20 protein-coding genes and 1 tRNA gene are annotated in these 23,583 nt (G+C 62.2%); 4 read left to right on the forward strand and 17 right to left on the reverse strand.

What is annotated here, in order from left to right; genetic code table 11:
• From AC1D08_RS32915 to rpsL, 4 genes are all read right to left on the reverse strand, one after another.
• On the reverse strand, nt 1–249 hold a 249-nt coding region (locus AC1D08_RS32915; protein ID WP_477425181.1), incomplete at its 3' end, for a GTP-binding protein.
• Nucleotides 250–315: 66 nt separating this feature from the next.
• Nucleotides 316–2,406, reverse strand: a complete 2,091-nt coding sequence (gene fusA, locus AC1D08_RS32920; RefSeq protein ID WP_095089675.1) for an elongation factor G — start codon at nt 2,404–2,406, stop codon at nt 316–318.
• Between the two features lie 29 nt (nt 2,407–2,435).
• A complete protein-coding gene (gene rpsG, locus AC1D08_RS32925; protein WP_008875664.1) occupies nt 2,436–2,906 on the reverse strand; it encodes a 30S ribosomal protein S7 in 471 nt (156 codons plus the stop codon).
• Nucleotides 2,907–2,981: 75 nt separating this feature from the next.
• Nucleotides 2,982–3,353 carry a 30S ribosomal protein S12 gene (rpsL, locus tag AC1D08_RS32930; RefSeq protein WP_006333356.1) on the reverse strand — a complete coding sequence of 124 codons (372 nt, stop codon included), beginning with the start codon at nt 3,351–3,353 and terminating at the stop codon, nt 2,982–2,984.
• 477 nt (nt 3,354–3,830) lie between these two features.
• Between rpsL and AC1D08_RS32935 the strand changes: the two genes are divergently transcribed.
• The 4 genes from AC1D08_RS32935 (at nt 3,831) to AC1D08_RS32950 (ending at nt 6,553) form a co-directional block, all read left to right on the forward strand.
• Nucleotides 3,831–4,112: a transcriptional regulator gene (locus AC1D08_RS32935; RefSeq protein ID WP_095089673.1), complete on the forward strand. Its 282-nt coding sequence runs from the start codon at nt 3,831–3,833 to the stop codon at nt 4,110–4,112.
• 16 nt (nt 4,113–4,128) lie between these two features.
• A complete protein-coding gene (locus tag AC1D08_RS32940; RefSeq protein WP_457153009.1) occupies nt 4,129–5,241 on the forward strand; it encodes a PLP-dependent cysteine synthase family protein in 1,113 nt (370 codons plus the stop codon).
• Between the two features lie 89 nt (nt 5,242–5,330).
• Entirely contained in the window at nt 5,331–6,257 is a 927-nt protein-coding gene (locus tag AC1D08_RS32945) for a Gfo/Idh/MocA family protein (RefSeq protein WP_457153010.1), read from the forward strand.
• Between the two features lie 101 nt (nt 6,258–6,358).
• Nucleotides 6,359–6,553: a hypothetical protein gene (locus tag AC1D08_RS32950; RefSeq protein ID WP_457153011.1), complete on the forward strand. Its 195-nt coding sequence runs from the start codon at nt 6,359–6,361 to the stop codon at nt 6,551–6,553.
• A gap of 264 nt (nt 6,554–6,817) precedes the next feature.
• On the opposite strand, the gene rpoC is transcribed toward AC1D08_RS32950, so the two are convergent.
• The 13 genes from rpoC to AC1D08_RS33015 all read right to left on the reverse strand — a co-directional run bounded on the left by rpoC (nt 6,818) and on the right by AC1D08_RS33015 (nt 23,583).
• Nucleotides 6,818–11,014: a DNA-directed RNA polymerase subunit beta' gene (gene rpoC, locus AC1D08_RS32955; protein WP_095089695.1), complete on the reverse strand. Its 4,197-nt coding sequence runs from the start codon at nt 11,012–11,014 to the stop codon at nt 6,818–6,820.
• 185 nt (nt 11,015–11,199) lie between these two features.
• Nucleotides 11,200–15,336, reverse strand: a complete 4,137-nt coding sequence (gene rpoB, locus AC1D08_RS32960; RefSeq protein ID WP_184879345.1) for a DNA-directed RNA polymerase subunit beta — start codon at nt 15,334–15,336, stop codon at nt 11,200–11,202.
• Between the two features lie 252 nt (nt 15,337–15,588).
• A complete protein-coding gene (gene rplL / locus AC1D08_RS32965) occupies nt 15,589–15,966 on the reverse strand; it encodes a 50S ribosomal protein L7/L12 (protein WP_095089666.1) in 378 nt (125 codons plus the stop codon).
• A gap of 54 nt (nt 15,967–16,020) precedes the next feature.
• On the reverse strand, nt 16,021–16,539 hold the full coding sequence (gene rplJ / locus AC1D08_RS32970) for a 50S ribosomal protein L10 (protein ID WP_095089664.1): 519 nt from the start codon (nt 16,537–16,539) through the stop codon (nt 16,021–16,023).
• Nucleotides 16,540–16,935: 396 nt separating this feature from the next.
• Nucleotides 16,936–17,634, reverse strand: a complete 699-nt coding sequence (gene rplA, locus AC1D08_RS32975) for a 50S ribosomal protein L1 (protein WP_095089662.1) — start codon at nt 17,632–17,634, stop codon at nt 16,936–16,938.
• A 4-nt stretch (nt 17,635–17,638) separates the two neighbouring features.
• Nucleotides 17,639–18,067 (reverse strand): 50S ribosomal protein L11, encoded by a 429-nt coding sequence (gene rplK / locus AC1D08_RS32980; RefSeq protein WP_006333334.1) that lies wholly within the window; start codon nt 18,065–18,067, stop codon nt 17,639–17,641.
• Between the two features lie 172 nt (nt 18,068–18,239).
• Complete coding sequence (nusG, locus tag AC1D08_RS32985; protein WP_013895710.1) at nt 18,240–18,767, reverse strand: transcription termination/antitermination protein NusG; 528 nt, start codon at nt 18,765–18,767, stop codon at nt 18,240–18,242.
• Between the two features lie 27 nt (nt 18,768–18,794).
• Nucleotides 18,795–18,998 (reverse strand): preprotein translocase subunit SecE, encoded by a 204-nt coding sequence (secE, locus tag AC1D08_RS32990; protein WP_013531408.1) that lies wholly within the window; start codon nt 18,996–18,998, stop codon nt 18,795–18,797.
• Nucleotides 18,999–19,394: 396 nt separating this feature from the next.
• Nucleotides 19,395–19,470, reverse strand: a tRNA-Trp gene (locus AC1D08_RS32995).
• Between the two features lie 81 nt (nt 19,471–19,551).
• The gene (locus tag AC1D08_RS33000) at nt 19,552–20,103 is read right to left on the reverse strand and encodes a putative glycolipid-binding domain-containing protein (RefSeq protein WP_095090663.1); all 552 of its coding nucleotides are present in this window, start codon (nt 20,101–20,103) and stop codon (nt 19,552–19,554) included.
• A gap of 30 nt (nt 20,104–20,133) precedes the next feature.
• Nucleotides 20,134–20,616, reverse strand: a complete 483-nt coding sequence (locus tag AC1D08_RS33005; protein ID WP_457154153.1) for a group II truncated hemoglobin — start codon at nt 20,614–20,616, stop codon at nt 20,134–20,136.
• A 123-nt stretch (nt 20,617–20,739) separates the two neighbouring features.
• Nucleotides 20,740–22,413, reverse strand: coding sequence for a COG3904 family protein (locus AC1D08_RS33010; RefSeq protein WP_457154154.1), 1,674 nt, complete (start codon nt 22,411–22,413; stop codon nt 20,740–20,742).
• Nucleotides 22,414–22,572: 159 nt separating this feature from the next.
• Nucleotides 22,573–23,583, reverse strand: a complete 1,011-nt coding sequence (locus AC1D08_RS33015) for an elongation factor Tu (RefSeq protein WP_477425183.1) — start codon at nt 23,581–23,583, stop codon at nt 22,573–22,575.

The following is a 23,583-nucleotide window of genomic DNA, read 5'->3' on the forward strand; positions in this document are numbered from 1 at the left end:
ATAGTCGGCGTGCCCGGGGCAGTCGACGTGAGCGTAGTGGCGGTTGGCCGTCTCGTATTCGACATGCGCCGTCGAGATCGTGATGCCGCGCGCCTTCTCCTCAGGTGCCGCGTCGATCTGGTCATAGCGCTTGYATTCGCCAAAATACTTCGTGATCGCCGCCGTCAGCGACGTCTTGCCATGGTCAACGTGACCAATCGTGCCGATGTTCACATGAGGCTTGTTACGCTCGAATTTACCTTTTGCCATGTGATGTCTCCAATCCTGCTCGCCCGTGCGGGCCTTGAATTAAGTTACCGCTGCAACCCGTTCGAGTTACGCGTATTTCTTCTGAACTTCCTGGGCGACCGCGGTCGGCACAGGCTCATAGTGATCGAACTGCATGGTGTAGGCCGCGCGGCCCTGGCTCATCGAGCGCAGGTTGTCGACGTACTTGAACATGTTGGCGAGCGGCACCATCGCGTTGATGACCACTGCCACGCCACGTGCTTCCTGGCCCTGGATCTGGCCGCGACGGCCGTTCAGATCGCCGATGACGCTGCCGACGTAGTCTTCCGGCGTCACCACTTCGACCTTCATGATCGGCTCGAGCAACTGCACGCCAAGCTTGGGTGCGGCTTCACGGAAGCAGGCGCGGCCGGCGATTTCGAAGGCCAGAACGCTGGAGTCAACATCGTGGTAAGCGCCGTCGATCAGCGTCGCCTTGACACCGATCATCGGGAAGCCCGCGAACGGACCCGAGGTCATGACGCTGTTGATGCCCTTTTCGACACCGGGGATGTATTCCTTGGGAACCGCACCGCCGACGATCTTGGTTTCGAACTCGAATTCGCTGCTGTCCGGATTCGGCTCGAAGACGATCTTGACGCGGGCGAACTGACCGGTACCGCCGGTCTGCTTCTTGTGCGTGTAGTCCTGCTCGTGCCTGCGGGTGATCGTCTCGCGATAGGCCACCTGCGGCGCACCGACATTGGCCTCGACTTTGAACTCGCGACGCATGCGGTCGACGATGATGTCGAGGTGAAGCTCGCCCATGCCGGAAATGATCGTCTGGCCGCTTTCCTCGTCGGTCTTGACGCGGAAGGACGGATCCTCGGCGGCCAGGCGGTGAAGGGCGAGGCCCATCTTTTCCTGGTCGTTCTTGGTCTTCGGCTCGATCGCGATCTGGATGACCGGATCGGGGAATTCCATGCGCTCGAGGATGACCGGATGCAGCGGATCGCTCAGCGTATCGCCGGTGGTGGTGTCCTTGAGGCCAGCCAGAGCGACGATGTCGCCGGCGAAAGCCTCTTCGACGTCGGCGCGCGAGTTGGCATGCATCTGCAGCATGCGACCGATGCGTTCCTTCTTACCCTTCACGGTGTTGTCGACCGAGATGCCCTTGGTGAGCTTGCCCGAATAGATGCGGGCAAAGGTGAGCGAACCGACGAACGGGTCGTTCATGATCTTGAAGGCGAGCATCGACAGCGGCTCGTTGTCGTCGGCGTGACGCTCGATCTCGGCGTCGGTCTTGGCATCGACGCCCTTGATGGCCGGAACATCGGCCGGCGACGGCAGATATTCGACGACGGCGTCAAGCAGCGGCTGCACACCCTTGTTCTTGAAGGCCGAGCCGCAGAACATCGGGTAGAACTTCACCGCGATGGTGCCCTTGCGGATCAGCGCGCGGATCTCGTCATTCGACGGCATCTTGCCTTCGAGGTAGTTCTCGAGTGCCGTCTCGTCCATTTCGACGGCGGCTTCGATCATCTTCTCGCGGTATTCCTCGGCACGAGCCTTGAGGTCGGCCGGGATCTCGACGACGTCCCAGGCAGCGCCCAGCGTCTCATCGCGCCAGACAAGCGCGTTCATCTCGACGAGGTCGACAACGCCCTTGAACTCGGTCTCGGCACCGATCGGCAGCTGCATGACGACGGCATGCGCACCGAGGCGCGAACCGATCATCTCGACCGAGCGGTAGAAGTCGGCGCCGATCTTGTCCATCTTGTTGCAGAAGATCATGCGCGGAACGCGATACTTGTCGGCCTGGCGCCAGACGGTTTCCGTCTGCGGTTCGACACCGGCGTTGGCGTCGAGCAGCGCAATGGCGCCGTCGAGCACGCGCAGCGAACGCTCGACTTCAATGGTGAAGTCGACGTGTCCGGGGGTGTCGATGATGTTGAAGCGGTACATCTTGCCGCTGCGACCCTTCCAGAAGGTCGTGGTCGCGGCGGACGTGATGGTGATGCCGCGCTCCTGCTCCTGCTCCATCCAATCCATGGTGGCAGCGCCGTCGTGGACTTCGCCGATCTTGTGCGACTTGCCCGTGTAATAGAGGACGCGCTCGGTGGTCGTCGTCTTGCCGGCGTCAATATGCGCCATGATACCGAAATTGCGGTAGTCTTCGATTTTGTATTCGCGGGCCATCGTAGCTGCCTCTCAGTCTCGTACGCGCTTTACCAGCGGTAGTGCGCGAAAGCGCGGTTGGCTTCAGCCATCTTGTGGGTGTCTTCACGCTTCTTGACGGCGGTGCCGCGGTTGTTGGCCGCGTCCATCAGCTCGCCGGAGAGGCGGTCGACCATGGTGGTCTCGTTGCGGTTGCGGGCCGCGGCGATCAGCCAACGAATGGCCAGAGCCTGGCGGCGCTCGGGGCGCACGTCGACCGGAACCTGGTAGGTGGCGCCGCCGACACGACGCGAACGCACTTCCACATGCGGCGCGACATTGTCGAGCGCCTGATGGAAGACGGTGACCGGCTCCTGCTTGGTCTTCGACTGAACCTGGTCGAGCGCGCCGTAGACGATGGTCTCGGCAACCGACTTCTTGCCGTCATACATGACGGCGTTCATGAACTTGGTGACGATCAGATCGCCGAACTTCGGGTCCGGATTGATCTCACGCTTTTCTGCACTGTGACGACGCGACATTTTTTCTCTGCCTCAATTATGCGTGGTGGCCTTGATCCCGGATGCTTGCCCGGGATGACCTTCGCTACGCTTCGGTCACTTCGGACGCTTGGCGCCGTACTTCGAACGGCGCTGCTTGCGGTTCTTCACACCCTGCGTGTCGAGCACGCCGCGGATGATGTGGTAGCGAACGCCCGGAAGATCCTTGACGCGGCCGCCGCGGATCATCACCACGGAGTGTTCCTGAAGGTTGTGACCTTCGCCGGGGATGTACCCGATCACTTCAAAACCATTGGTCAGGCGGATCTTGGCCACCTTGCGCAGCGCCGAGTTCGGCTTCTTCGGCGTCGTTGTATAGACGCGCGTGCAGACGCCCCGCTTCTGCGGGTTCTGCTGCATGGCCGGGACCTTGTTGCGCTTCACCGGCGCAATGCGCGGCTTGCGGATCAGCTGGTTGACGGTAGGCATTAAACCCTCTTGTCTCTCAATTCCGTGTCTCGCCCGGTCAGGGCCGCTCAAAGCGTCATTTCCATACGCAAATTCGGGCCACAAACCGCGCCTCGCGGTCTTTGCCCGAACAAATGGCAGAGGAAGCGGACCCGCTTCGTGCACGCCGGAAATGTCTTTTCGCTCGTAAAACGAACCCTGTTTGAGGCAAACTCCAAAGCGTGTCGCTTCGGAAGGGAGAGCCTCACATCGGTTCTGACTGGGCGGCTTCTACTCGTAAGACCGCGAACCGTCAAGCCCGGAGCGCCAAATATTGCGCGCCAACCAAGGCTCGGCAGCCATGCGAAAAACGCATGTAATTTTGTTTCGCAATTTTGCAAGGGCGAGGAAGAAAGTGACCGGCTTTGCGCTGTTGCACGGCCCTGCTTCATGCGAAAAGGCCGCATGAGCAGTGAAAATCCCCTCGCCCGCCCGCAATCTGCCAAGAGGAATCGGCCCGTGAACGACAATGAAGAGCGCCCGGTCACCATCATCACCGGCCGGGTGTGGAAGAAAAAGGGCGGCAAGCCGGAAGGCGTGCACGTGATGCTGGTCGCCCCCGACGACGATTCGGCGGTGCGCCGGGCGCTCGAATCGCTTGCGGCGGAAGGTTACGCCGAGGCCGAACTCGACCAGATCGGCGACATGGACGGCGCACCCGACGATGAGCCTCATCTTTCCGCCTTCCAGGGCGCGCTCGAAGGCGAAGTGTCGATCGTTACTTTCGACGTGCCGATCTGAATCGGGTGCGCTGACGATGGCCGGAGCAAAAGCGGTTGGACCTGCATCCCGGACCTGGGCCGACCAGGCCGTCGCGGCGATCGAGGCCGATCAGCGCCGCTCGGCCGACACGCATCTGTGGAAGCTCGATCTACCGGCACTGGCCGGCATCGATCTCTATCTCAAGGATGAATCCACCCATCCGACCGGCAGCCTGAAGCACCGGCTGGCGCGCTCGCTGTTTCTATATGCGCTGTGCAATGGCCTGATCCGCGAAGGCGCGCCGGTGATCGAAGCGTCGTCGGGTTCGACCGCGGTATCGGAAGCGTACTTTGCCCGTATGATCGGGGTGCCGTTCTATGCGGTGATGCCGCGCTCGACCTCGCGCGAAAAGATCGCCGCGATCGAGCACTATGGCGGCAACTGCCATTTCATCGACGACGGCAGGCGCATCTACGCCGAGTCGGCCGAACTCGCGGCGAAACTGGGCGGCCATTTCATGGACCAGTTCACCCACGCCGAGCGCGCCACCGACTGGCGCGGCAACAACAACATCGCCGAATCGATCTTCGGGCAGATGCGCGAGGAGCGGCATCCGGTTCCGGCCTGGATCGTGATGAGCGCCGGCACCGGCGGCACCACCGCCACGATCGGGCGCTTCCTGCGCTACAAGCAGCATGCGACGCGGCTGTCGGTTGCCGACGTCGAGCGCTCGGCCTTCTTCGACGGTTTTGCTACGCAAGATCGCAATTGCCGCTGCGAACAGCCGTCGCGGATCGAGGGGATCGGCCGGCCGCGCATGGAGCCGTCCTTCGTGCCTGGCGTCATCGATCATATGCTGCGGGTGCCGGACGCGGTGTCGCTGGCGGCGATGCGGGTGTTGTCGCGACGGCTCGGCCGTCGTGTCGGCGGCTCGACCGGCACCAACTTCATCGCCATGTGCTTTCAGGCCGCGCGCATGATCGAGGAAGGAAGGGCGGGTTCGCTGGTGACGCTGATCTGCGATTCCGGCGATCGCTATGCCAACACCTATTATTCCGACGGATGGCTGGCTGCGAACAGCCTCGACCCCTCGCCTTTCGAGCCGGCGATCGAGGCCTTCCTGGCGGGTGGAAAACTGATCTTGCCGTTCGAGGAAAGCTGGGGCTGACTTTTCGGCGTCGGCTCGCTGGCTTCGGCTTGTCGGGGGCAAGTGTTCTGATAAGAAGCCACCACCATCATTCAACAGACGGAGCGGCCGTGTCCCAGCCCATCAAGATAGGCATCGTCGGTGTCGGCAAGATCGTCCGCGACCAGCACCTGCCGGCCCTGGCGAAGGACCAGGACTATCGCCTCATCGCCGCCGCCAGCCGGCACGGCAAGGTCGACGGCATTCCGAATTTTCCTGACATCGAAGCCATGCTCGACGCGGTGCCGGAGCTCGAGGCGGTATCGCTCTGCATGCCGCCGCAGTTTCGCTACGACGCGGCGCGCACGGCACTGGAAGCCAAGAAACACGTCTTCCTGGAGAAGCCACCCGGCGCCACTGTCAGCGAGGTCGAGAACCTCAAGGCATTGGCGTTGAAGAACGGCGTCTCGCTGTTTGCCAGCTGGCATTCGCGTTATGCGCCGGCGGTCGAGGCCGCGCGCGCCTTCCTGAGTTCGGCCAAGATCAAGTCCGCCGCCATCAACTGGAAGGAGGACGTGCGTCGCTGGCATCCCAACCAGGAATGGATCTGGGCTCCCGGCGGCTTCGGCGTCTTCGATCCCGGCATCAATGCGCTATCGATCGTGACCCACATCCTGCCGCCGATGTTCATCACCTCTGCCGTGCTCGATTTTCCCGAAAACCGCGCCGCGCCGGTCGCGGCACAGGTCACCTTCCGCACTTCGAATGGATTGCCGGTGACGATGGATCTCGACTGGCTCCAGACAGGCCCGCAAAGCTGGGACATCGTTGCCGACACCGACAAGGGCGCGATGGTGCTCTCAGGCGGCGGCTCGAAGCTCGCCATCGACGGCCGCGTCGTCCATGACGAACCGGAAGCGGAATACCCGATGCTCTACAAGCGGTTTGCCGAGATTGTCCACGCCGGCAGCTCCGACGTCGATCTGGCGCCGCTCCAGCATGTCGCCGATGCCTTCATGCTCGGCAAGCGCAATGTGGTGGAAGCGTTTTTCGACTGAGCACCGGCGATTTTCGGCAAGATCGCCTGGTCAGCGGGCTACTTGCTATTGGAATCGGGACACTCTCCGGGTTGCGGAGAGGAAACCCGTGGCGCTGTCGGGTGTCCGAATTCAAGTTCGTTCAGAATATCCTGGACCACCACGTCGAGACCGGCCTGCCCCCAGCCCAGCTCAGTGAGTTCGCCAAAGCGGATGAAGGTCGAGCGGTCAAAGCCGTGTTCGACATCGTTGTAAGAAACGACGCTCTGCCCGATCAAAGCAACAACCCAGAAGCAGTGTTCGGCGCCATTCGCTGAGGTGTGCGTCCATCTTTCCGGATCGTGATCGCGTCCCAGAGCCTTTTCTGAGCAAAGCCCATGCGATCCCGGCCATCGTTTATCAACTCCCAAAGGGCAGCTTCTTCCAATTGCGGGCTCCTTGGTCCATCTGCCATGAATACCGACAGTTGGTTCAGTATACAAAAAAGCCGCCGGGTTGCCCCGACGGCCCTGTTGCCTGAGATTCCTTGAGCGGTTCACCGAAACAATGAACCGCTCGATTTTTTTGTCTGGCCGCCGCGCTTACTGCGCGGCGGTTGTCATGTCGGCCAGCATCGGCTCGGCGACTTCCACACCGGAGGCCTTGCGGCGCTCGTCGATGATCAGTTCGTCGCGCGAGGTGGCGATGCGCCGGATCTGGCTCATCGTGCCGCCGGTACCGGCCGGGATAAGCCGGCCGACGATGACGTTTTCCTTCAGCCCCTGCAGCATGTCGGTCTTGCCGGCAACCGCGGCTTCCGTCAGCACCCTGGTCGTCTCCTGGAAGGAGGCGGCCGAGATGAAGGACGGCGTCTGCAGCGATGCCTTGGTGATGCCGAGCAGCACCGGCTGGCCTTCGGCCGGCTTCTTGCCGTCCTCGATCAGACGCTCGTTGACCTCTTCCAGCTCGATCACGTCGACGTGGTCGCCCGGAATGTAGGTCGAGTCGCCCTGCGTGGTGATCTCGACCTTCTGCAGCATCTGGCGAACGATCACCTCGATGTGCTTGTCGTTGATCGACACGCCCTGCAGACGGTAGACTTCCTGGATCTCGTTGACGAGGTAGGAAGCAAGTGCCTCCACGCCCTTGATCGCCAGGATGTCGTGCGGCGCAGGATTGCCGTCGAGGATGTAGTCGCCCTTCTCGATGACGTCGCCGTCCTGGAGATGGAACGGCTTGCCCTTCGGGATCAGGTATTCGACCGGCTCAAGCGTCGAGTCATGCGGCTCGATGATGATGCGACGCTTGTTCTTGTAGTCGCGGCCGAAGCGGATCGTGCCATCGATCTCGGCGATGATGGCGTGATCCTTCGGACGGCGTGCCTCGAACAGTTCGGCAACACGCGGCAGACCGCCGGTGATGTCCTTGGTCTTGGCGCTCTCCATCGGGATACGCGCCAGCACGTCGCCGGGGCGAACCTGGGCACCCGGCTCGACCGAAAGAATGGCCTCGACCGAGAGCAGGAAGCGGGCGTCGCCGCCCTTCGACAGCTTGCCGACCTTGCCCTTGGCGTCCTGGATGGCAATCGCCGGCTTGAGGTCGTTGCCGCGTGGCGTCGAGCGCCAGTCGATGACCTCACGCTTGGTGATGCCGGTCGACTCGTCTGCCGTTTCCTGAACGGAAATGCCGTCGACCAGATCCTCGTACGACACCCTGCCCTCGATTTCGGTGAGGACCGGGCGGGTATAGGGATCCCACTCGGCGATACGCTGGCCGCGCTTCACCTTGTCGCCATCGTCCACGAAGATACGCGAACCATAGGTGAGACGGTGCGTGGCGCGCTCCTTGCCGGTTTCGTCGAGGATCAGCACCGCCATGTTGCGGCCCATGACCATCTGCTGGCCGTCCGAGTTGCGCACCACGTTGCGGTTGCGGATCTCGACCTTGCCCTCGTAGGAGGCTTCAAGGAACGAGGAGTCCACCACCTGCGCCGTACCGCCCATGTGGAAGGTACGCATGGTGAGCTGGGTGCCCGGCTCGCCGATCGACTGCGCCGCGATGACGCCGACGGCTTCGCCCTGGTTGACCGGGGTGCCGCGGGCAAGATCGCGTCCGTAGCAGACCGCGCACACGCCAACCCTGACCTCGCAGGTCAGTGCCGAGCGGATGCGGACCGACTGGACACCGGCCTTTTCGATCTTTTCCACGTCGCGCTCGTCCATCAGCGTTCCGGCCTTGACCAGAACCTCGCCCGACACCGGATGGTTGATGTCGTCGAGCGACGTACGGCCCAGCACGCGCTGGCCAACGGAAGCGACGACCTGGCCGGCATCGACGATCGGCTGCATGGTGAGGCCCTTGTCGGTGCCGCAGTCGACGGAGTTGACGATGCAGTCCTGCGCCACGTCGACCAGACGACGGGTGAGGTAACCCGAGTTCGCCGTCTTCAAGGCGGTGTCGGCCAGACCCTTGCGGGCGCCGTGGGTCGAGTTGAAGTACTCGAGCACGGTCAGGCCTTCCTTGAAGTTCGAGATGATCGGCGTCTCGATGATTTCACCCGAGGGCTTGGCCATCAGGCCGCGCATGCCAGCGAGCTGGCGCATCTGGGTGGGCGAGCCACGCGCACCGGAGTGCGACATCATGTAGATCGAGTTCATCGGCTTCTGACGGCCGTTGTCCTCGAACTCGACCGCCTTGATGCGGGCCATCATTTCGTCGGCGACTTTTTCCGAGCACTTGGCCCAGGCGTCGACGACCTTGTTGTACTTCTCGCCCTGCGTGATCAGGCCGTCATTGTACTGCTGCTCGTATTCCTTGGCCAAAGCCTCGGTGTCGGAGACCAGCTTGATCTTGGCATCCGGGATCAGCATGTCGTCCTTGCCGAACGAAATGCCGGCACGGCAGGCATGGCTGAAGCCGAGCGCCATGATGCGATCGCAGAAAATGACCGTCTCCTTCTGACCGCAGTGGCGGTAGACGGTATCGATCATCTTGGAGATGTTCTTCTTGGTCATCTCCTGGTTGGCGGTCTCGTATGGCACATTGACGTTCTTCGGCAGAAGCTCGCCGATAATCATGCGGCCAGGAGTGGTGTCGTAGATCTTCGACACGACCTTGCCATCGGCATCGACCGAGCGGAAACGACCGCGGATCTTGGAGTGCAGCGTCACCGCCTTGGTCTCGAGCGCATGCTGGAGTTCGCCCATGTCGGCAAACACCATCCCCTCGCCCGGCTCGTTCTGGTTGACGATCGAGAGATAGTAGAGACCCAGAACCATGTCCTGCGACGGCACGATGATCGGCGCGCCGGAAGCCGGGTGCAGGATGTTGTTGGTCGACATCATCAGCACGCGGGCTTCAAGCTGCGCTTCCAGCGACAGCGGCACGTGAACGGCCATCTGGTCACCGTCGAAGTCGGCGTTGAAGGCCGTGCAGACCAGCGGGTGAAGCTGGATCGCCTTGCCTTCGATCAGGATCGGCTCGAACGCCTGGATGCCGAGACGGTGCAGCGTCGGCGCACGGTTCAGGAGCACCGGATGCTCGCGGATGACCTCGTCGAGGATATCCCAGACTTCCGGACGTTCCTTCTCGACCAGCTTCTTGGCCTGCTTGACGGTCGAGGAGTAACCCTTGGCGTCGAGACGGGCGTAGATGAAGGGCTTGAACAGTTCGAGCGCCATCTTCTTCGGCAGGCCGCACTGGTGCAGCTTGAGCTCCGGACCGGTCACGATGACCGAGCGGCCGGAATAGTCGACGCGCTTGCCGAGCAGGTTCTGACGGAACCGGCCCTGCTTGCCCTTGAGCATGTCGGACAGCGACTTCAGCGGGCGCTTGTTGGCGCCGGTGATGACGCGGCCGCGACGGCCGTTGTCGAACAGCGCATCGACGGCTTCCTGCAGCATGCGCTTTTCATTGCGCACGATGATGCCCGGGGCGCGCAGCTCGATCAGCCGCTTCAGACGGTTGTTGCGGTTGATGACGCGGCGATAGAGATCGTTGAGATCCGAGGTGGCGAAACGGCCGCCGTCCAGCGGGACGAGCGGACGCAGGTCCGGCGGGATCACCGGAACCACTTTCATGATCATCCATTCCGGACGGTTGCCGGATTCCATGAAGTTCTCGACGACCTTGAGCCGCTTCAGATACTTCTTCTGCTTCAGCTCGGAGGTGGTCGAAGCCAGTTCCGTACGCAGGTCGCCGGCGATCTTCTCCAGGTCCATGCCGGCCAGAAGGTCATGGATGGCCTCGGCGCCGATCATGGCGGTGAAGCTGTCCTCGCCATACTCGTCGACGGCGATCATGTACTCTTCCTCGCTGAGCAGCTGGTGCTCCTTCAGCGCGGTGAGGCCAGGCTCGGTGACGATGTAGTTCTCGAAGTAGAGGACCCGCTCGATGTCCTTCAGGGTCATGTCGAGCAGCGTGCCGATGCGCGACGGCAGCGACTTCAGGAACCAGATGTGGGCGACGGGCGCTGCGAGCTCGATATGGCCCATGCGCTCGCGGCGGACGCGCGACAGCGTGACTTCGACGCCGCACTTCTCGCAGATGACGCCCTTGTACTTCATGCGCTTGTACTTGCCGCACAGGCACTCATAGTCCTTGATCGGGCCAAAAATGCGCGCGCAGAACAGACCGTCACGCTCCGGCTTGAAGGTGCGGTAGTTGATGGTCTCCGGCTTCTTGATCTCGCCGAACGACCAGGACAGAATCTTCTCAGGGCTGGCGAGCGATATCCGGATGGAATCGAACACCTGTGCCGGCGCCTGGGGATTGAAGAGATTCATGACCTCTTGGTTCATGCCGTTCTCCTTTTCGGGGTCCTCGAAAACCCCTTGCATCTAGTCGCGAGCCAAACGCCCGCCGTCTTTGTCGGCCACTGGCCGTCGAATACTTCTTGGTTGAGCATGACCCTGTCCGAAAACCGGTAGCCACTTTTCGGGATCATGCTCTGGCGCGCCGCGGCTTTCCGCGGCGCGCCGTTGCCTTACTCGGCCGCGTCGGGCAGCCGGACCGGGTTGTCGTCGAGCTTGGTGTTCTCCAGCTCGACATTGAGGCCGAGAGACCGCATTTCCTTGACGAGAACGTTGAAGCTCTCGGGAATGCCGGCCTCGAAGGTGTCGTCGCCACGGACGATCGCCTCGTAGACCTTGGTACGGCCGGCGACGTCGTCCGACTTCACCGTCAGCATTTCCTGCAGCGTGTAGGCGGCGCCGTATGCTTCCAGCGCCCAGACCTCCATTTCGCCGAAGCGCTGGCCACCGAACTGCGCCTTGCCGCCCAGCGGCTGCTGGGTGACGAGCGAGTACGGACCGATCGAACGCGCGTGGATCTTGTCGTCCACGAGATGGTGAAGCTTGAGCATGTAGATATAGCCCATCGTCACCTTGCGATCGAACGGCTCGCCGGTGCGTCCGTCATAGAGCTGCGACTGACCGCTGGTGTGCAGGCCCGCCTGCTCCAGCATGATGTTGATGTCAGCCTCGTGCGCGCCGTCGAACACCGGGGTCGCGATCGAGACGCCGCGGCGCATCTGCTCGCTGAGGCGAACGATGCTCTCGTCGTCATATTCGCGGACCGGCTCGTTGCGGTCGTTGGCCGGCATGAAGCTCTCGAGCGTCTTGCGCAGCGGCTTGATGTCGCCGGCTGCCTTGTACGTGTCGATCAGCTCGCCGATCTTCTTGCCCATGCCCGCGCAAGCCCAGCCCAGATGCGTTTCCAGGATCTGGCCGACATTCATGCGGCTCGGCACACCCAGCGGGTTGAGCACGATATCGGCATGCGTGCCGTCCTCGAGGAAAGGCATGTCCTCGACCGGAACGATCCGCGACACGACACCCTTGTTGCCGTGACGGCCGGCCATCTTGTCGCCGGGCTGCATCTTGCGCTTCACGGCCACGAAGACCTTGACCATCTTCATGACGCCTGGAGGCATTTCGTCGCCGCGCTGGACCTTCTCGACCTTGTCCATGAAGCGCTGTTCGAGCGCCTTCTTGGAATCGTCGTACTGGCCACGCAGGGCTTCCAGTTCGCTCTGGAGCTTTTCGTTCTCCACCGCAAACTGCCACCACTGCGAACGCGGATACTCGTCGAGCGTGTCCTTGGACAGCGTCGAGCCCTTCTTGAAGCCCTTCGGTCCAGCGATCGCTTCCTTGCCGACGAGCACGTCGGAAAGACGCGCGTAGACGTTGCGATCCAGAATGGCCTGCTCGTCGTCGCGGTCCTTGGCGAGGCGTTCGATCTCCTCGCGCTCGATCGCCATGGCGCGCTCGTCCTTCTCCACACCGTGGCGATTGAAGACGCGCACCTCGACGACCGTGCCGAAGGTGCCCGGAGGCATGCGCATCGAGGTGTCGCGCACGTCCGATGCCTTTTCGCCGAAGATGGCGCGCAGAAGCTTCTCTTCCGGCGTCATCGGGCTTTCGCCCTTCGGCGTGATCTTGCCGACCAGGATGTCGCCCGGCTGAACCTCGGCACCGATATAGACAATGCCGGCTTCGTCGAGGTTCTTCAGCGCTTCTTCCGAGACGTTCGGAATGTCGCGCGTGATTTCCTCCGGACCAAGCTTGGTGTCGCGCGCCATGACCTCGAACTCCTCGATATGGATCGAGGTGAAGACGTCGTCGGCGACGATGCGCTCGGACAGGAGGATCGAGTCCTCGTAGTTGTAGCCGTTCCACGGCATGAAAGCGACCAGCACGTTGCGGCCGAGCGCCAGATCACCGAGCTCGGTCGACGGACCGTCGGCGATGATGTCGCCCTTGTTGACCCGGTCGCCCATGCGGACCAGCGGACGCTGGTTGATGCAGGTGTTCTGGTTCGAACGCTGGAACTTCATCAGCCGGTAGATGTCGACGCCGGACTTGCCCGGATCGAGGTCCTCGGTGGCGCGAATGACGATACGCGTCGCGTCCACCTGGTCGACGATGCCGCCGCGGCGGGCGCCGATGGCGGCGCCCGAGTCACGGGCGACGATCGGCTCCATGCCGGTGCCGACGAACGGCGCCTCGGCGCGCACCAGCGGCACGGCCTGACGCTGCATGTTCGAGCCCATCAGAGCGCGGTTGGCGTCGTCGTTCTCGAGGAACGGGATCAGGGCCGCGGCCACCGAAACCATCTGCTTGGGCGACACGTCCATCAGGTCGACGTTTTCGCGGGGCGCCATCATCACTTCGCCGGCGCTGCGGCAAATGACGAACTCGTCGACGAAGCCGCCACTCTTGTCAAGCTCGGCGTTGGCCTGCGCGACGTGGTGCTTGGCTTCTTCCATCGCCGAGAGATAGACGACGTCATTGGTCAGCTTGCCGTCGACGATCTTGCGGTACGGGCTCTCGATGAAGCCGTACTTGTTGACGCGTGCGAAGGTGGCCAGCGAGTTGATCAGACCGATATTCGGGCCTTCCGGCGTCTCGATCGGGCAGATGCGGCCGTAATGCGTCGGGTGCACGTCGCGCACCTCGAAGCCGGCGCGCTCGCGGGTCAGACCGCCCGGTCCAAGCGCCGAGAGGCGGCGCTTGTGGGTGATCTCCGACAGCGGGTTGGTCTGGTCCATGAACTGCGACAGCTGCGAGGAACCGAAGAACTCGCGCACGGCGGCGGCCGCCGGCTTGGCGTTGATCAGGTCCTGCGGCATCACCGTGTCGATCTCGATCGAGGACATACGCTCCTTGATCGCGCGCTCCATGCGCAGCAGGCCGACGCGGTACTGGTTTTCCATCAGCTCGCCGACCGACCGAACGCGGCGGTTGCCGAGATTGTCGATGTCGTCGATCTCGCCCTTGCCGTCACGCAGTTCGACCAGCGTCTTGACCACGGCCAGGATGTCGTCCTTGCGCAGCACGCGCACGGTGTCCTCGGCCTTGAGCTCGAGGCGCATGTTCATCTTGACGCGGCCAACGGCCGACAGATCGTAGCGCTCGCTGTCGAAGAACAGCGAGTTGAACATGGCTTCGGCGGTCTCGAGTGTCGGCGGCTCGCCGGGGCGCATGACACGATAGATGTCGAACAGCGCGTCCTGGCGGCTCTCGTTCTTGTCGACGTTGAGCGTGTTGCGGATATAGGCGCCGACATTGACGTGGTCGATGTCGAGAACCTTGATCTCGTTTTCACCGGTGCCAAGCAGCACCTTCAGCGTCTTTTCGTCAATCTCGTCGCCGGCTTCGAGGAAGATTTCGCCGGTGGCGTAGTTGACGATGTCCTCGGCCAGGTAATTGCCGAGCAGATCCTCGTCGGTCGACTTGATCGCCTTGAGACCCTTTTCGCCAAGCGCCCGGGCCTGGCGGGCAGTGATCTTCTTGCCGGCTTCGACAACAACTTCGCCCGTATCGGCGTCGACCAGGTCGCCGACGGCCTTGAGGCCGCGGAAACGCTCGACGTTGAACGGAATGCGCCAGTGGTCGCCGGCGCGCTTGTAGGTGATCTTGTTGTAGAAGGTCGACAGAATCTCTTCGCCGTCCATGCCGAGCGCCATCAGCAGCGACGTCACCGGAATCTTGCGGCGACGGTCGATGCGGGCGTGCACGACGTCCTTGGAATCGAACTCGATGTCGAGCCACGAGCCGCGATAGGGGATAACGCGCGCGGCAAACAGAAGCTTGCCCGACGAGTGCGACTTGCCCTTGTCATGGTCGAAGAAGACGCCCGGCGAGCGGTGCATCTGCGAGACGATAACGCGCTCGGTGCCATTGACGATGAAGGTGCCGTTGAGCGTCATGAGCGGCATGTCGCCCATGTAGACGTCCTGCTCCTTGATGTCCTTGATCGACTTGGCGCCGGTATCCTCGTCAATATCGAACACGATGAGGCGCAGCGTCACCTTCAGCGGCGCGGCATAGGTGAGGTCGCGCTGACGGCATTCGTCAACGTCGAATTTCGGTCCTTCGAACTCGTACTTCACGAACTCCAGCATCGAGGAGCCGGAAAAGTCCTGAATCGGGAAGACCGACTTGAAGACGGCCTGCAGTCCCTCGTCCGGACGCCCACCCTTGGGCTCCGCCACCATCAGGAACTGGTCATAGGATGCCTTCTGAACCTCGATCAGGTTCGGCATCTCCGCAACTTCCGGGATCTTTCCGAAGAACTTGCGTACGCGTCTGCGGCCATTGAAAGTCTGGGTCTGGGCCATCGTCGCTCCTTAGCTCTAAACTCGGGACGAACCTCGCCGCGGCTCGCCTTGCATTCTGGGCCACCTGGGCGGCGACCCTTTGTCTGTTTTTCCCGGCGCCTGTCGGCGGCCGGCTAAAACGGGAGAAAACCCGTTTCCTGAAGGCCGGTTTGCGGCCCTCAGGAAAGAGGTTCTCGTACGTCTCGCGCTACGCGTGCTCCCTCCGGCCGAAGGGAGTGGCGGACGGCGCGAGGCCGTCCGCCGCTTTTACGCTTACTTCAGGTCGACCTTGGCGCCGGCTGCTTCCAGCTGGGCCTTGAACTTGTCAGCGTCGGCCTTGGAAACGCCTTCCTTGACCGGCTTCGGAGCCGCTTCGACCAGATCCTTGGCTTCCTTGAGGCCAAGACCGGTGATGGCGCGGACTTCCTTGATGACGTTGATCTTCTGAGCGCCTGCCTCGGTGAGGACGACGTCGAATTCCGTCTTTTCCTCGGCCGGAGCAGCAGCAGCCGCACCACCGCCAGCGGCGGCAACGGCCACCGGAGCAGCGGCGGAGACGCCCCACTTTTCTTCCAGAAGCTTCGACAGCTCGGCCGCCTCGAGGACGGTCAGCTTCGAAAGGTCGTCTACGATCTTTGCGAGATCAGCCATTGTTGTATTCCTTCATCAGGTTCGAACGTGTGTTTGTGATAGCGAGGAACGGCCTCATGCCGCCTCGTCCTTCCGGGCGTAAGCGCCGATGACGCGCGCGACCGAAGCCGCTGGCGCATTGACGATCTGGGCGATCCGGGTTGCCGGCGTGGCGATCATGCCAACCAGCCTGGCGCGCAGCTCATCGAGCGACGGAAGTGTGGCGAGTGCCTTCACACCGTCGGCGTTGAGCGAGGTGGTGCCCATTGCGCCGCCGAGAATGACGAGCTTGTCATTTCCCTTGGCGAAATCGGACGCGACCTTCGGCGCCGCAATCGGATCCTCCGAATAAGCAATCAGCGTCTGTCCCTTGAACAGGTCGATGATCGATGCGGAGTCCGTGCCCTGAAGAGCGATTTTGGCGAGACGGTTCTTCGCGACTTTGACGGTGCCACCGGCAGCGCGCATTTTCGACCGAAGGTCGTTCATTTGCGCGACGGTGATACCGGCGTAGTGGGCCACGACCACTGAACCTGCGTTCGAGAACGCACCGTTCAGGCCCGTGACGAGTTCGCGTTTTTCCGCTCTGTCCACTGCCTATCTCCAGTTGACCCCCATCCTGTTAACGGGAACATTCCCATTCACGAGGACAGGCGTCGGGTTGCCTTTTGTCGGCCGGGCCATCCAGTAACGGATCTCCCGAACGACGCTCGAGGATCCTGCCCCCTTTCGCCACATCGACGGCCAGGCCGACGATGCGCAGACAAAAGGCAAACACGGTTCGAACCTTTCATTGGAGCAGTCGCTCCGTTGTCCGGTCTTCACCCGTCTCATGCAGGCCCACATGAATTAAGGCTTTTGGGCCGCCTGCAATCTCGGACAGGATGTCCGGAAGCCTTTCGACTTCCGGCACCGGGCCGCCAACCTGGGTTGGAGGCCCGGAATTCTTTTGCGGATCAGCCCTTTAACGGCCGATCCCAGATAAACTTATCAGGACGCCGCGAGCGTCGAGACGTCGAGCTTGAGGCCCGGGCCCATCGTCGAGGTGACCGACACCTTCTTGACGTAGTTGCCCTTGGCGCCCGTCGGCTTTGCCTTGGTCACCGCGTCAGCGAAGGCGCGGATGTTCTCTTCCAGGGCCTTGACCTCGAACGAGACCTTGCCGACACCGGCATGAACGATGCCGGCCTTCTCGACGCGGAACTCGACGGCGCCGCCCTTCGATGCCTTGACGGCGGCGGCAACGTCGGTGGTGACGGTGCCAACCTTCGGGTTCGGCATCATGCCGCGCGGGCCGAGCACCTTGCCGAGACGGCCGACCAGCGGCATCATGTCCGGCGTGGCGATGCAGCGATCGAAGTCGATCGTGCCCTTCTGGACGATGTCGACCAGATCCTCGGCACCGACGATGTCGGCGCCAGCGGCGCGCGCTTCGTCAGCCTTGTCGCCACGGGCGAACACGGCAACGCGAACCGAGCGGCCGGTGCCGTTCGGCAGGTTGACCACGCCGCGGACCATCTGGTCGGCATGGCGGGGATCGACGCCGAGGTTCATGGCGACTTCGACAGTCTCGTCGAACTTGACCGAGGAACGGTCCTTGAGCAGCTTCAGCGCTTCACCCAGGGCGTAAGCCTTGTTGGGATCGATGCCTTCGCGGGTCTTCGATACACGCTTTGCAATCTTTGCCATGATCTTAGCCCACCACTTCCAGACCCATCGAGCGGGCGGAGCCCTCGACCATGCGCATGGCCGCTTCGACGTCGTTTGCGTTCAGATCCTTCATCTTCTGCTCGGCAATGGCGCGAACCTTGTCGCGGCCGATCGTGCCGGCCTTGATCTTGCCCGGCTCCTTCGAACCCGACGTCAGGTTTGCCGCCTTCTTCAGGAAGTAGCTCACCGGCGGCGTCTTCATGACGAAGGTGAAGGACTTGTCCTGGTAGTAGGTGATGACGACCGGAATCGGCGATCCCTTTTCCATTTCCTGGGTCTGCGCGTTGAACGCCTTACAGAACTCCATAATGTTGATGCCACGCTGACCAAGCGCCGGGCCGATCGGGGGAGACGGCGTGGCCGATCCCGCTTTGACCTGGAGCTTGAGCTGGCCTGCAATTTTCTTAGCCATCTCTTTTCCTGCCTTTGTCTATGCCGGCCCCATCATCAGGGAAAAACCGGCGGTTGCAGTCTGGTGGTGCGATCCATGCGGCCGGCTAAGCCGCATTCGTCTCCCACCGTTCTCAAAGCCGCGCGATTTCCGCGCCGCCCTTCCCTGCCGCGCTTGGCGGCGGGATTTCGGATCAGCCCTTTTCGACCTGTCCGAATTCCAGATCGACAGGCACGGCGCGCCCGAAGATCGAAACTTCCACCTTGAGCCGCGCCCGCTCCTCGTCCACTTCCTGGACGAAACCGTTGAACGACGCGAAGGGACCATCCGAAACGCGGATCGCCTCGCCGATCTCGAACGTGACCGAAGGCTTCGGCCGCTCGACGCCTTCCTGCACCTGGTTCAGGATGCGCTGCGCTTCCGCCTCGGTGATCGGCACCGGCTTGGAGTCGCCCAGGAAGCCGGTGACCTTCGGCGTGTTCTTGACCAGCGAGAACACCGCGTCGGTCAGATTGGCCTTCAGGAGCACATAGCCCGGGAAGAACTTGCGCTCGGCATCGACCTTGCGGCCACGACGAACCTCGACGACCTTCTCGGTCGGCACCACGATCTGCTCGATATCGGCGGACAGGCCCTTCTGCTTGGCCTTGTTCTCGATATCCTCGGCGACCTTTTTTTCAAAGTTCGAATAGGCGTGGACGATGTACCACCGCGCAGTCATTTCAAGACTTCTCCGTAATCGCCGGACTTAGCGTCCGATGCCAAGAATCTGCTCGACCGCGAGGCCCATGAGCTGATCGGCGGTGAAGAAAAAGATCATCGCGATCACAGCGAAAGCGAGGACCATCACCGTCGAGATCATCGTTTCGCGTCGCGACGGCCAAGTCACCTTGGCGGTCTCCGCGCGAACCTGCTGGAGAAAGACGAAAGGATTTGTGGTTTTCGAAGCCATATGCCGCTCTGTCTTCAAGACCCGTTGGCCGGGTCCCCTGGATGATCCCGCTGGCCGGGACGTGCCGCCCGGGCTTGTTTTCGCGCCGAATCAGCGCAATCATTTCGCCCATGCAAATCAGACGCGTAAAGCCGGCTTCCCAGCTCCACGCGTCGCGTGTCTGTTTCGTCTACATAAAACCGATTCTTGATCCACGCAAGTGGCAAGTGTCCGCTTTATGACCAAACGCCGCCTCGGAACCATCCAGTCGTTCCGTCCCGGCTATAGCGCGCTTATGCCCCAATCGACCTAATATGGCAAGCGGGTCGCCGATTTTCAAAGGGCAGCCGCGAAATATCGTTTTGAGGGCCATTTCGAGAAATGGCGAAATATCGCGTTGAGTGCCATTTCGAGAAATGGCACGGGCAGCAGGGCTCGAACCTACGACCTGCGGTTTTGGAGACCGCCGCTCTACCAACTGAGCTATGCCCGTATCGTGCGCATGTCGGCGCAGCAGGCGCTTCCTAAAAGCTTCCGCACGCTCTGTAAAGAGTGGTTTGCAAGCAAACGCGCCTTAACCTCTGCGCCAGAAATCGGGATAGCTGACGACCAGCCCGTCGCGGTCGATCTCCAGCTCCCGCTTGAAGTCGCTGGCGCGCGATTCGTAGAGATATCGCCTGCCCTCTTCGAGGCATGTGTAGCGCTGCGGGTTGGCGACGACGGTGAGGGCCGGGAAATCGATGAAGGCGGTGGTGATCTCGGCACTTTGTCCCGTCGAAAGCCGCAATCGCCGGATCGGCAGCGTGTTGGTGAACGGCGTGACGGTGAGATCAGGGTCGAGGACGCCGTCGAGCTCGGGCATCGGCAGGCCATCCCTGGTCCAGCGACCATCGCCGTCGGCGGCAAGGACAAGTGTCTGGCCGCTGCCGATCACGTCGACCATGACACTCCTGGCATGCCAGTTCGCGTTGCAGGCGATGCGGTAGCGCACCGCAAAAGGCGTTTCACCAGAGCAGATCACGACAGAGTCGGCCGAGACTTCCCCTGCCCGCTCCTGCAGCAGCAAGTGTTCGAGGCCGGGGCCATCCCACTCGTGCCAGCGCACGATATTCATATCTTCCAGCATCAGCCCGACACCTCCCGTGGCGACTGGAGACTACTTTGTTTCCGGCGGCCTGTACGGCCCACCCGGCACGCCCCAGCCCCAGGCCGGCATCGGTTCCGTCTCGGGATCGCAGGTCTCGCCGAGATTGGAGTTCATCTTGGCCAGCCGCGAGCCCCATTCGACATAGCCCATGAAGGCCGAGCGGAATTCAGGATCGTCGGGCAGGCCGACCGCGTCGGCGGCATCGGCCAGAAGATTAATCCAGCGGCGGCGCTGCTCCTCGGTCAGATGCTTGCCCAGGTGGTGCATGACCATCTCGCGGTGGCCGCCAAATTTTTCGCTGTAGGTTTTCGGTCCGCCGAAAACCTCGCCGATGAACGCCGCAACGTGGGCCGGATGGTCCGGCGACATGCTCCTGAACACCGGCCCGACGACCGGGTCGCGAAGCACCTTGTCGTAGAAGGTTTCCGTCAGCCGGTTCAGCGCCTCGGTGCCGCCAGCCCATTCGTACAATGTCGGGACGTCCTGGCTCATTTGTTTCCTCCACTGGCCCCTTAAGCAGCGCCAGAGATGGCAATGCCGGGGTGACGATAGCGGAACTATCGGGGATGGCTCAACCTGCCTCGACGGCCAGTCCGCCCGACCGTGCTGCCGAAACTATGACTTGGTGGGCGCGTTGGCCTGCATCCTGGGCGCCGACACCAGGCGGCAATTGCCTGGCTTCGGGGCCGATTTGCAAATGGAAGCGCCGGTCAGTTCATCCGCCGATTGAGGCCCTGTCGTCAGCCCGACTTTGAGCATCTTCCTGGGATCGAGCTGCCGTTGGCTCGAATGGAGCTTTATCGCGGCAAACAGGTCAGGCCCAACCGCCATCTCTTCGAGATAGGTCTTGACCTGCTGGTCCAGTTCCAGCGACCGCAAGCGCAACCGCGCATGGGGGCCGACCAGGCGTCTGACGCCGCCCGCAAGCATGATCGGACAGGCTGCATCGCATTCGCCCAACGCATCATTCGTGAGCCCGACATAGACGCCGTCCTGAGCCGTGCAGCCCGGCTTTTCCGGCTCGCATTCCATGAACTCCGTGCGTGCGACCGCCACGTCGAGCCTGCGTTCGCGGATCAGCCTTCCGGCGGCAAGAGCACCGGACAGGTCGCCTCCAGGCGAGTTGATCACGACGGGCAGCCGCCGATCCCCCAGGGTGCCGAGCAATTCGCGCAGCTTCTGTGGCGTCTCGGCGGTAATCCTGCCTTCCGCTGCGATCCACTCCGGACAATCGGGATCGCAGAGGAAACTCTTGCCGCGCACCAGAACGAAGCGCATGTCGGCGACATTGTCCTGCTGGACGGTTTCGGGTCCGATCGGCGCGATGGCGGCGGGCTCGACTTTTCCCACCTCGGCAGCGGCCGGCCGCGTGGCCTTGTCTGCCGGAGGCGGGACTTCCCGGCAATTTCCGGGCAATGGAGTGGCGCGGCAGATGGTTCCCGCGGTCAACAGGTCGACGGAATCCAGGCTGGTGACCATCCTCATCCGAAGCATGTTTTGCACTTCCAGTTGGTGGATTGCGCTGGCCGGGGTGTCCTTCATCGTTTCGAGCACGCCCGGTCCGACGCCCATCCCGTCGAGATAGGTCGCCAGCCTTTTCTCCACCGCCTTGCTCATTTCGTAGGTCTTGTAGCTGCCGGCACTCTTCCGGCTGACGATCCTTGTGCTGAGTACCTTCTTCTTGCCGCCCACGATTCGATAGGTGGTGCGATATTGCAGTTTCGTGCGGATATAGGTCGTGGTGATCTGATGGACGCCGAGATAGGCCGATTCACCGACCAACCGCCGGATACCGCCGGCAAACATCAGCGGACAGGCGGAATTGCACATCGCGCCGCTGGCGTAGGCATCGCCGAAATAGCGGACGCCGCTGCCATCGTTTTCCGCGCAGTCCTTCGCATCAGGCAGACAGCCGTCGAACCGGGTCTTGCCGACAGCGATATCGAGCTTGTTCTTGCGGATCAGCCGGCCAAGCGTGAGCGCCGCCTCGACGTTGCCGCCGGGAGAATCGACGACGATCGGCAGGTTTCGGCCGCCAAGCGTCTTGAGCATGCGTTTGAACAGAACCGGCGTCCGGGCCTCTATCGAGCCTTCGGCGGAGATCCATTCCGGGCAGATCGGCTCGCAGCCCGGTGCGTTGCTGCGGACGACGACGAAGCGCATCGTCGGACCGAGATCCGGCGCCGTATCCGTTGCAAAGGCGGCATGCCCCGCGACAAGCGACGCCAGCAGGCAGATCAGCCACAGCGACCACAAAGCCCGACGATGCAAAAGGCGCCCTGGAACCATTTGGAAAAGCCCCGCCATGCAAGCTATCCTAGACGAGGTGCAAAGGCTTGCAACAGGGTTCGACCGACAACACCCGACGACCGCCGGGCAAAAGGAAAAGGGCGGCCCCAAGGACCGCCCTTTATGTCTCGAACCTGACCCAGCGGATGCCGGGGTCGGTTATTCCTTGATGGTGACGACGATGCCGGCACCGACGGTGCGGCCGCCTTCACGGATAGCGAAGCGCAGCTTCTCTTCCATGGCGATCGGCACGATCAGCTCGACATCGACCGTGATGTTGTCGCCCGGCATCACCATCTCGGTGCCTTCCGGCAGCGACACGATGCCGGTCACGTCCGTCGTGCGGAAATAGAACTGCGGACGGTAGTTGGTGAAGAACGGCGTGTGACGGCCACCTTCGTCCTTGGTCAGGATGGTCGTCTTGGTCGTCGGACGGATGCCGATGATCTCGAGTTCCTCGCCGACCTTGACCACGCCGCGCTCGACGCGACCGGTCACAACCGTGCCACGGCCCGAGATCGAGAACACGTCTTCGATCGGCATCAGGAACGGCTTGTCGAGCGGACGAACCGGGGTCGGGATGTAGGCGTCGACCGCAGCCATCAGCTCGCGGATCGCGTCCTCGCCGATCTTCTTGTCGGAATCTTCCAAAGCAGCCAGAGCCGAGCCCTTGACGATCGGAATGTCGTCGCCGGGGAACTCGTTCTTGGTCAGCAGCTCACGAACCTCGAGCTCGACCAGTTCGAGCAGCTCGGCGTCGTCGACCTGGTCGACCTTGTTCAAAAATACCACGATCGACGGCACGCCGACCTGACGGGCAAGCAGGATGTGCTCGCGGGTCTGCGGCATCGGGCCGTCGGCAGCCGACACAACCAGGATCGCGCCGTCCATCTGCGCGGCACCGGTGATCATGTTCTTCACATAGTCGGCGTGCCCGGGGCAGTCGACGTGAGCGTAGTGGCGGTTGGCCGTCTCGTATTCGACATGCGCCGTCGAGATCGTGATGCCGCGCGCCTTCTCCTCAGGTGCCGCGTCGATCTGGTCATAGCGCTTGTATTCGCCAAAATACTTCGTGATCGCCGCCGTCAGCGACGTCTTGCCATGGTCAACGTGACCAATCGTGCCGATGTTCACATGAGGCTTGTTACGCTCGAATTTACCTTTTGCCAT

It is taken from the genome of Mesorhizobium sp. P2_E6 (assembly GCF_056403835.1).

Excerpts from the sequence above, each read along its gene's own strand:
- rplK (WP_006333334.1), bottom strand. The coding sequence starts at position 18,067 with ATGGCTAAGAAAATTGCAGGCCAGCTCAAGCTCCAGGTCAAAGCGGGA.
- rpoB (WP_184879345.1), bottom strand. The coding sequence starts at position 15,336 with ATGGCCCAGACCCAGACTTTCAATGGCCGCAGACGCGTACGCAAGTTC.
- fusA (WP_095089675.1), bottom strand. The coding sequence starts at position 2,406 with ATGGCCCGCGAATACAAAATCGAAGACTACCGCAATTTCGGTATCATG.
- rplL (WP_095089666.1), bottom strand. The coding sequence starts at position 15,966 with ATGGCTGATCTCGCAAAGATCGTAGACGACCTTTCGAAGCTGACCGTC.
- AC1D08_RS33000 (WP_095090663.1), bottom strand. The coding sequence starts at position 20,103 with ATGCTGGAAGATATGAATATCGTGCGCTGGCACGAGTGGGATGGCCCC.
- rpsG (WP_008875664.1), bottom strand. The coding sequence starts at position 2,906 with ATGTCGCGTCGTCACAGTGCAGAAAAGCGTGAGATCAATCCGGACCCG.
- rplA (WP_095089662.1), bottom strand. The coding sequence starts at position 17,634 with ATGGCAAAGATTGCAAAGCGTGTATCGAAGACCCGCGAAGGCATCGAT.
- AC1D08_RS33015 (WP_477425183.1), bottom strand. The coding sequence starts at position 23,583 with ATGGCAAAAGGTAAATTCGAGCGTAACAAGCCTCATGTGAACATCGGC.
- rpoC (WP_095089695.1), bottom strand. The coding sequence starts at position 11,014 with ATGAACCAAGAGGTCATGAATCTCTTCAATCCCCAGGCGCCGGCACAG.
- AC1D08_RS33005 (WP_457154153.1), bottom strand. The coding sequence starts at position 20,616 with ATGAGCCAGGACGTCCCGACATTGTACGAATGGGCTGGCGGCACCGAG.
- rpsL (WP_006333356.1), bottom strand. The coding sequence starts at position 3,353 with ATGCCTACCGTCAACCAGCTGATCCGCAAGCCGCGCATTGCGCCGGTG.
- secE (WP_013531408.1), bottom strand. The coding sequence starts at position 18,998 with ATGGCTTCGAAAACCACAAATCCTTTCGTCTTTCTCCAGCAGGTTCGC.
- AC1D08_RS33010 (WP_457154154.1), bottom strand. The coding sequence starts at position 22,413 with ATGGTTCCAGGGCGCCTTTTGCATCGTCGGGCTTTGTGGTCGCTGTGG.
- AC1D08_RS32940 (WP_457153009.1), top strand. The coding sequence starts at position 4,129 with ATGGCCGGAGCAAAAGCGGTTGGACCTGCATCCCGGACCTGGGCCGAC.
- nusG (WP_013895710.1), bottom strand. The coding sequence starts at position 18,767 with ATGACTGCGCGGTGGTACATCGTCCACGCCTATTCGAACTTTGAAAAA.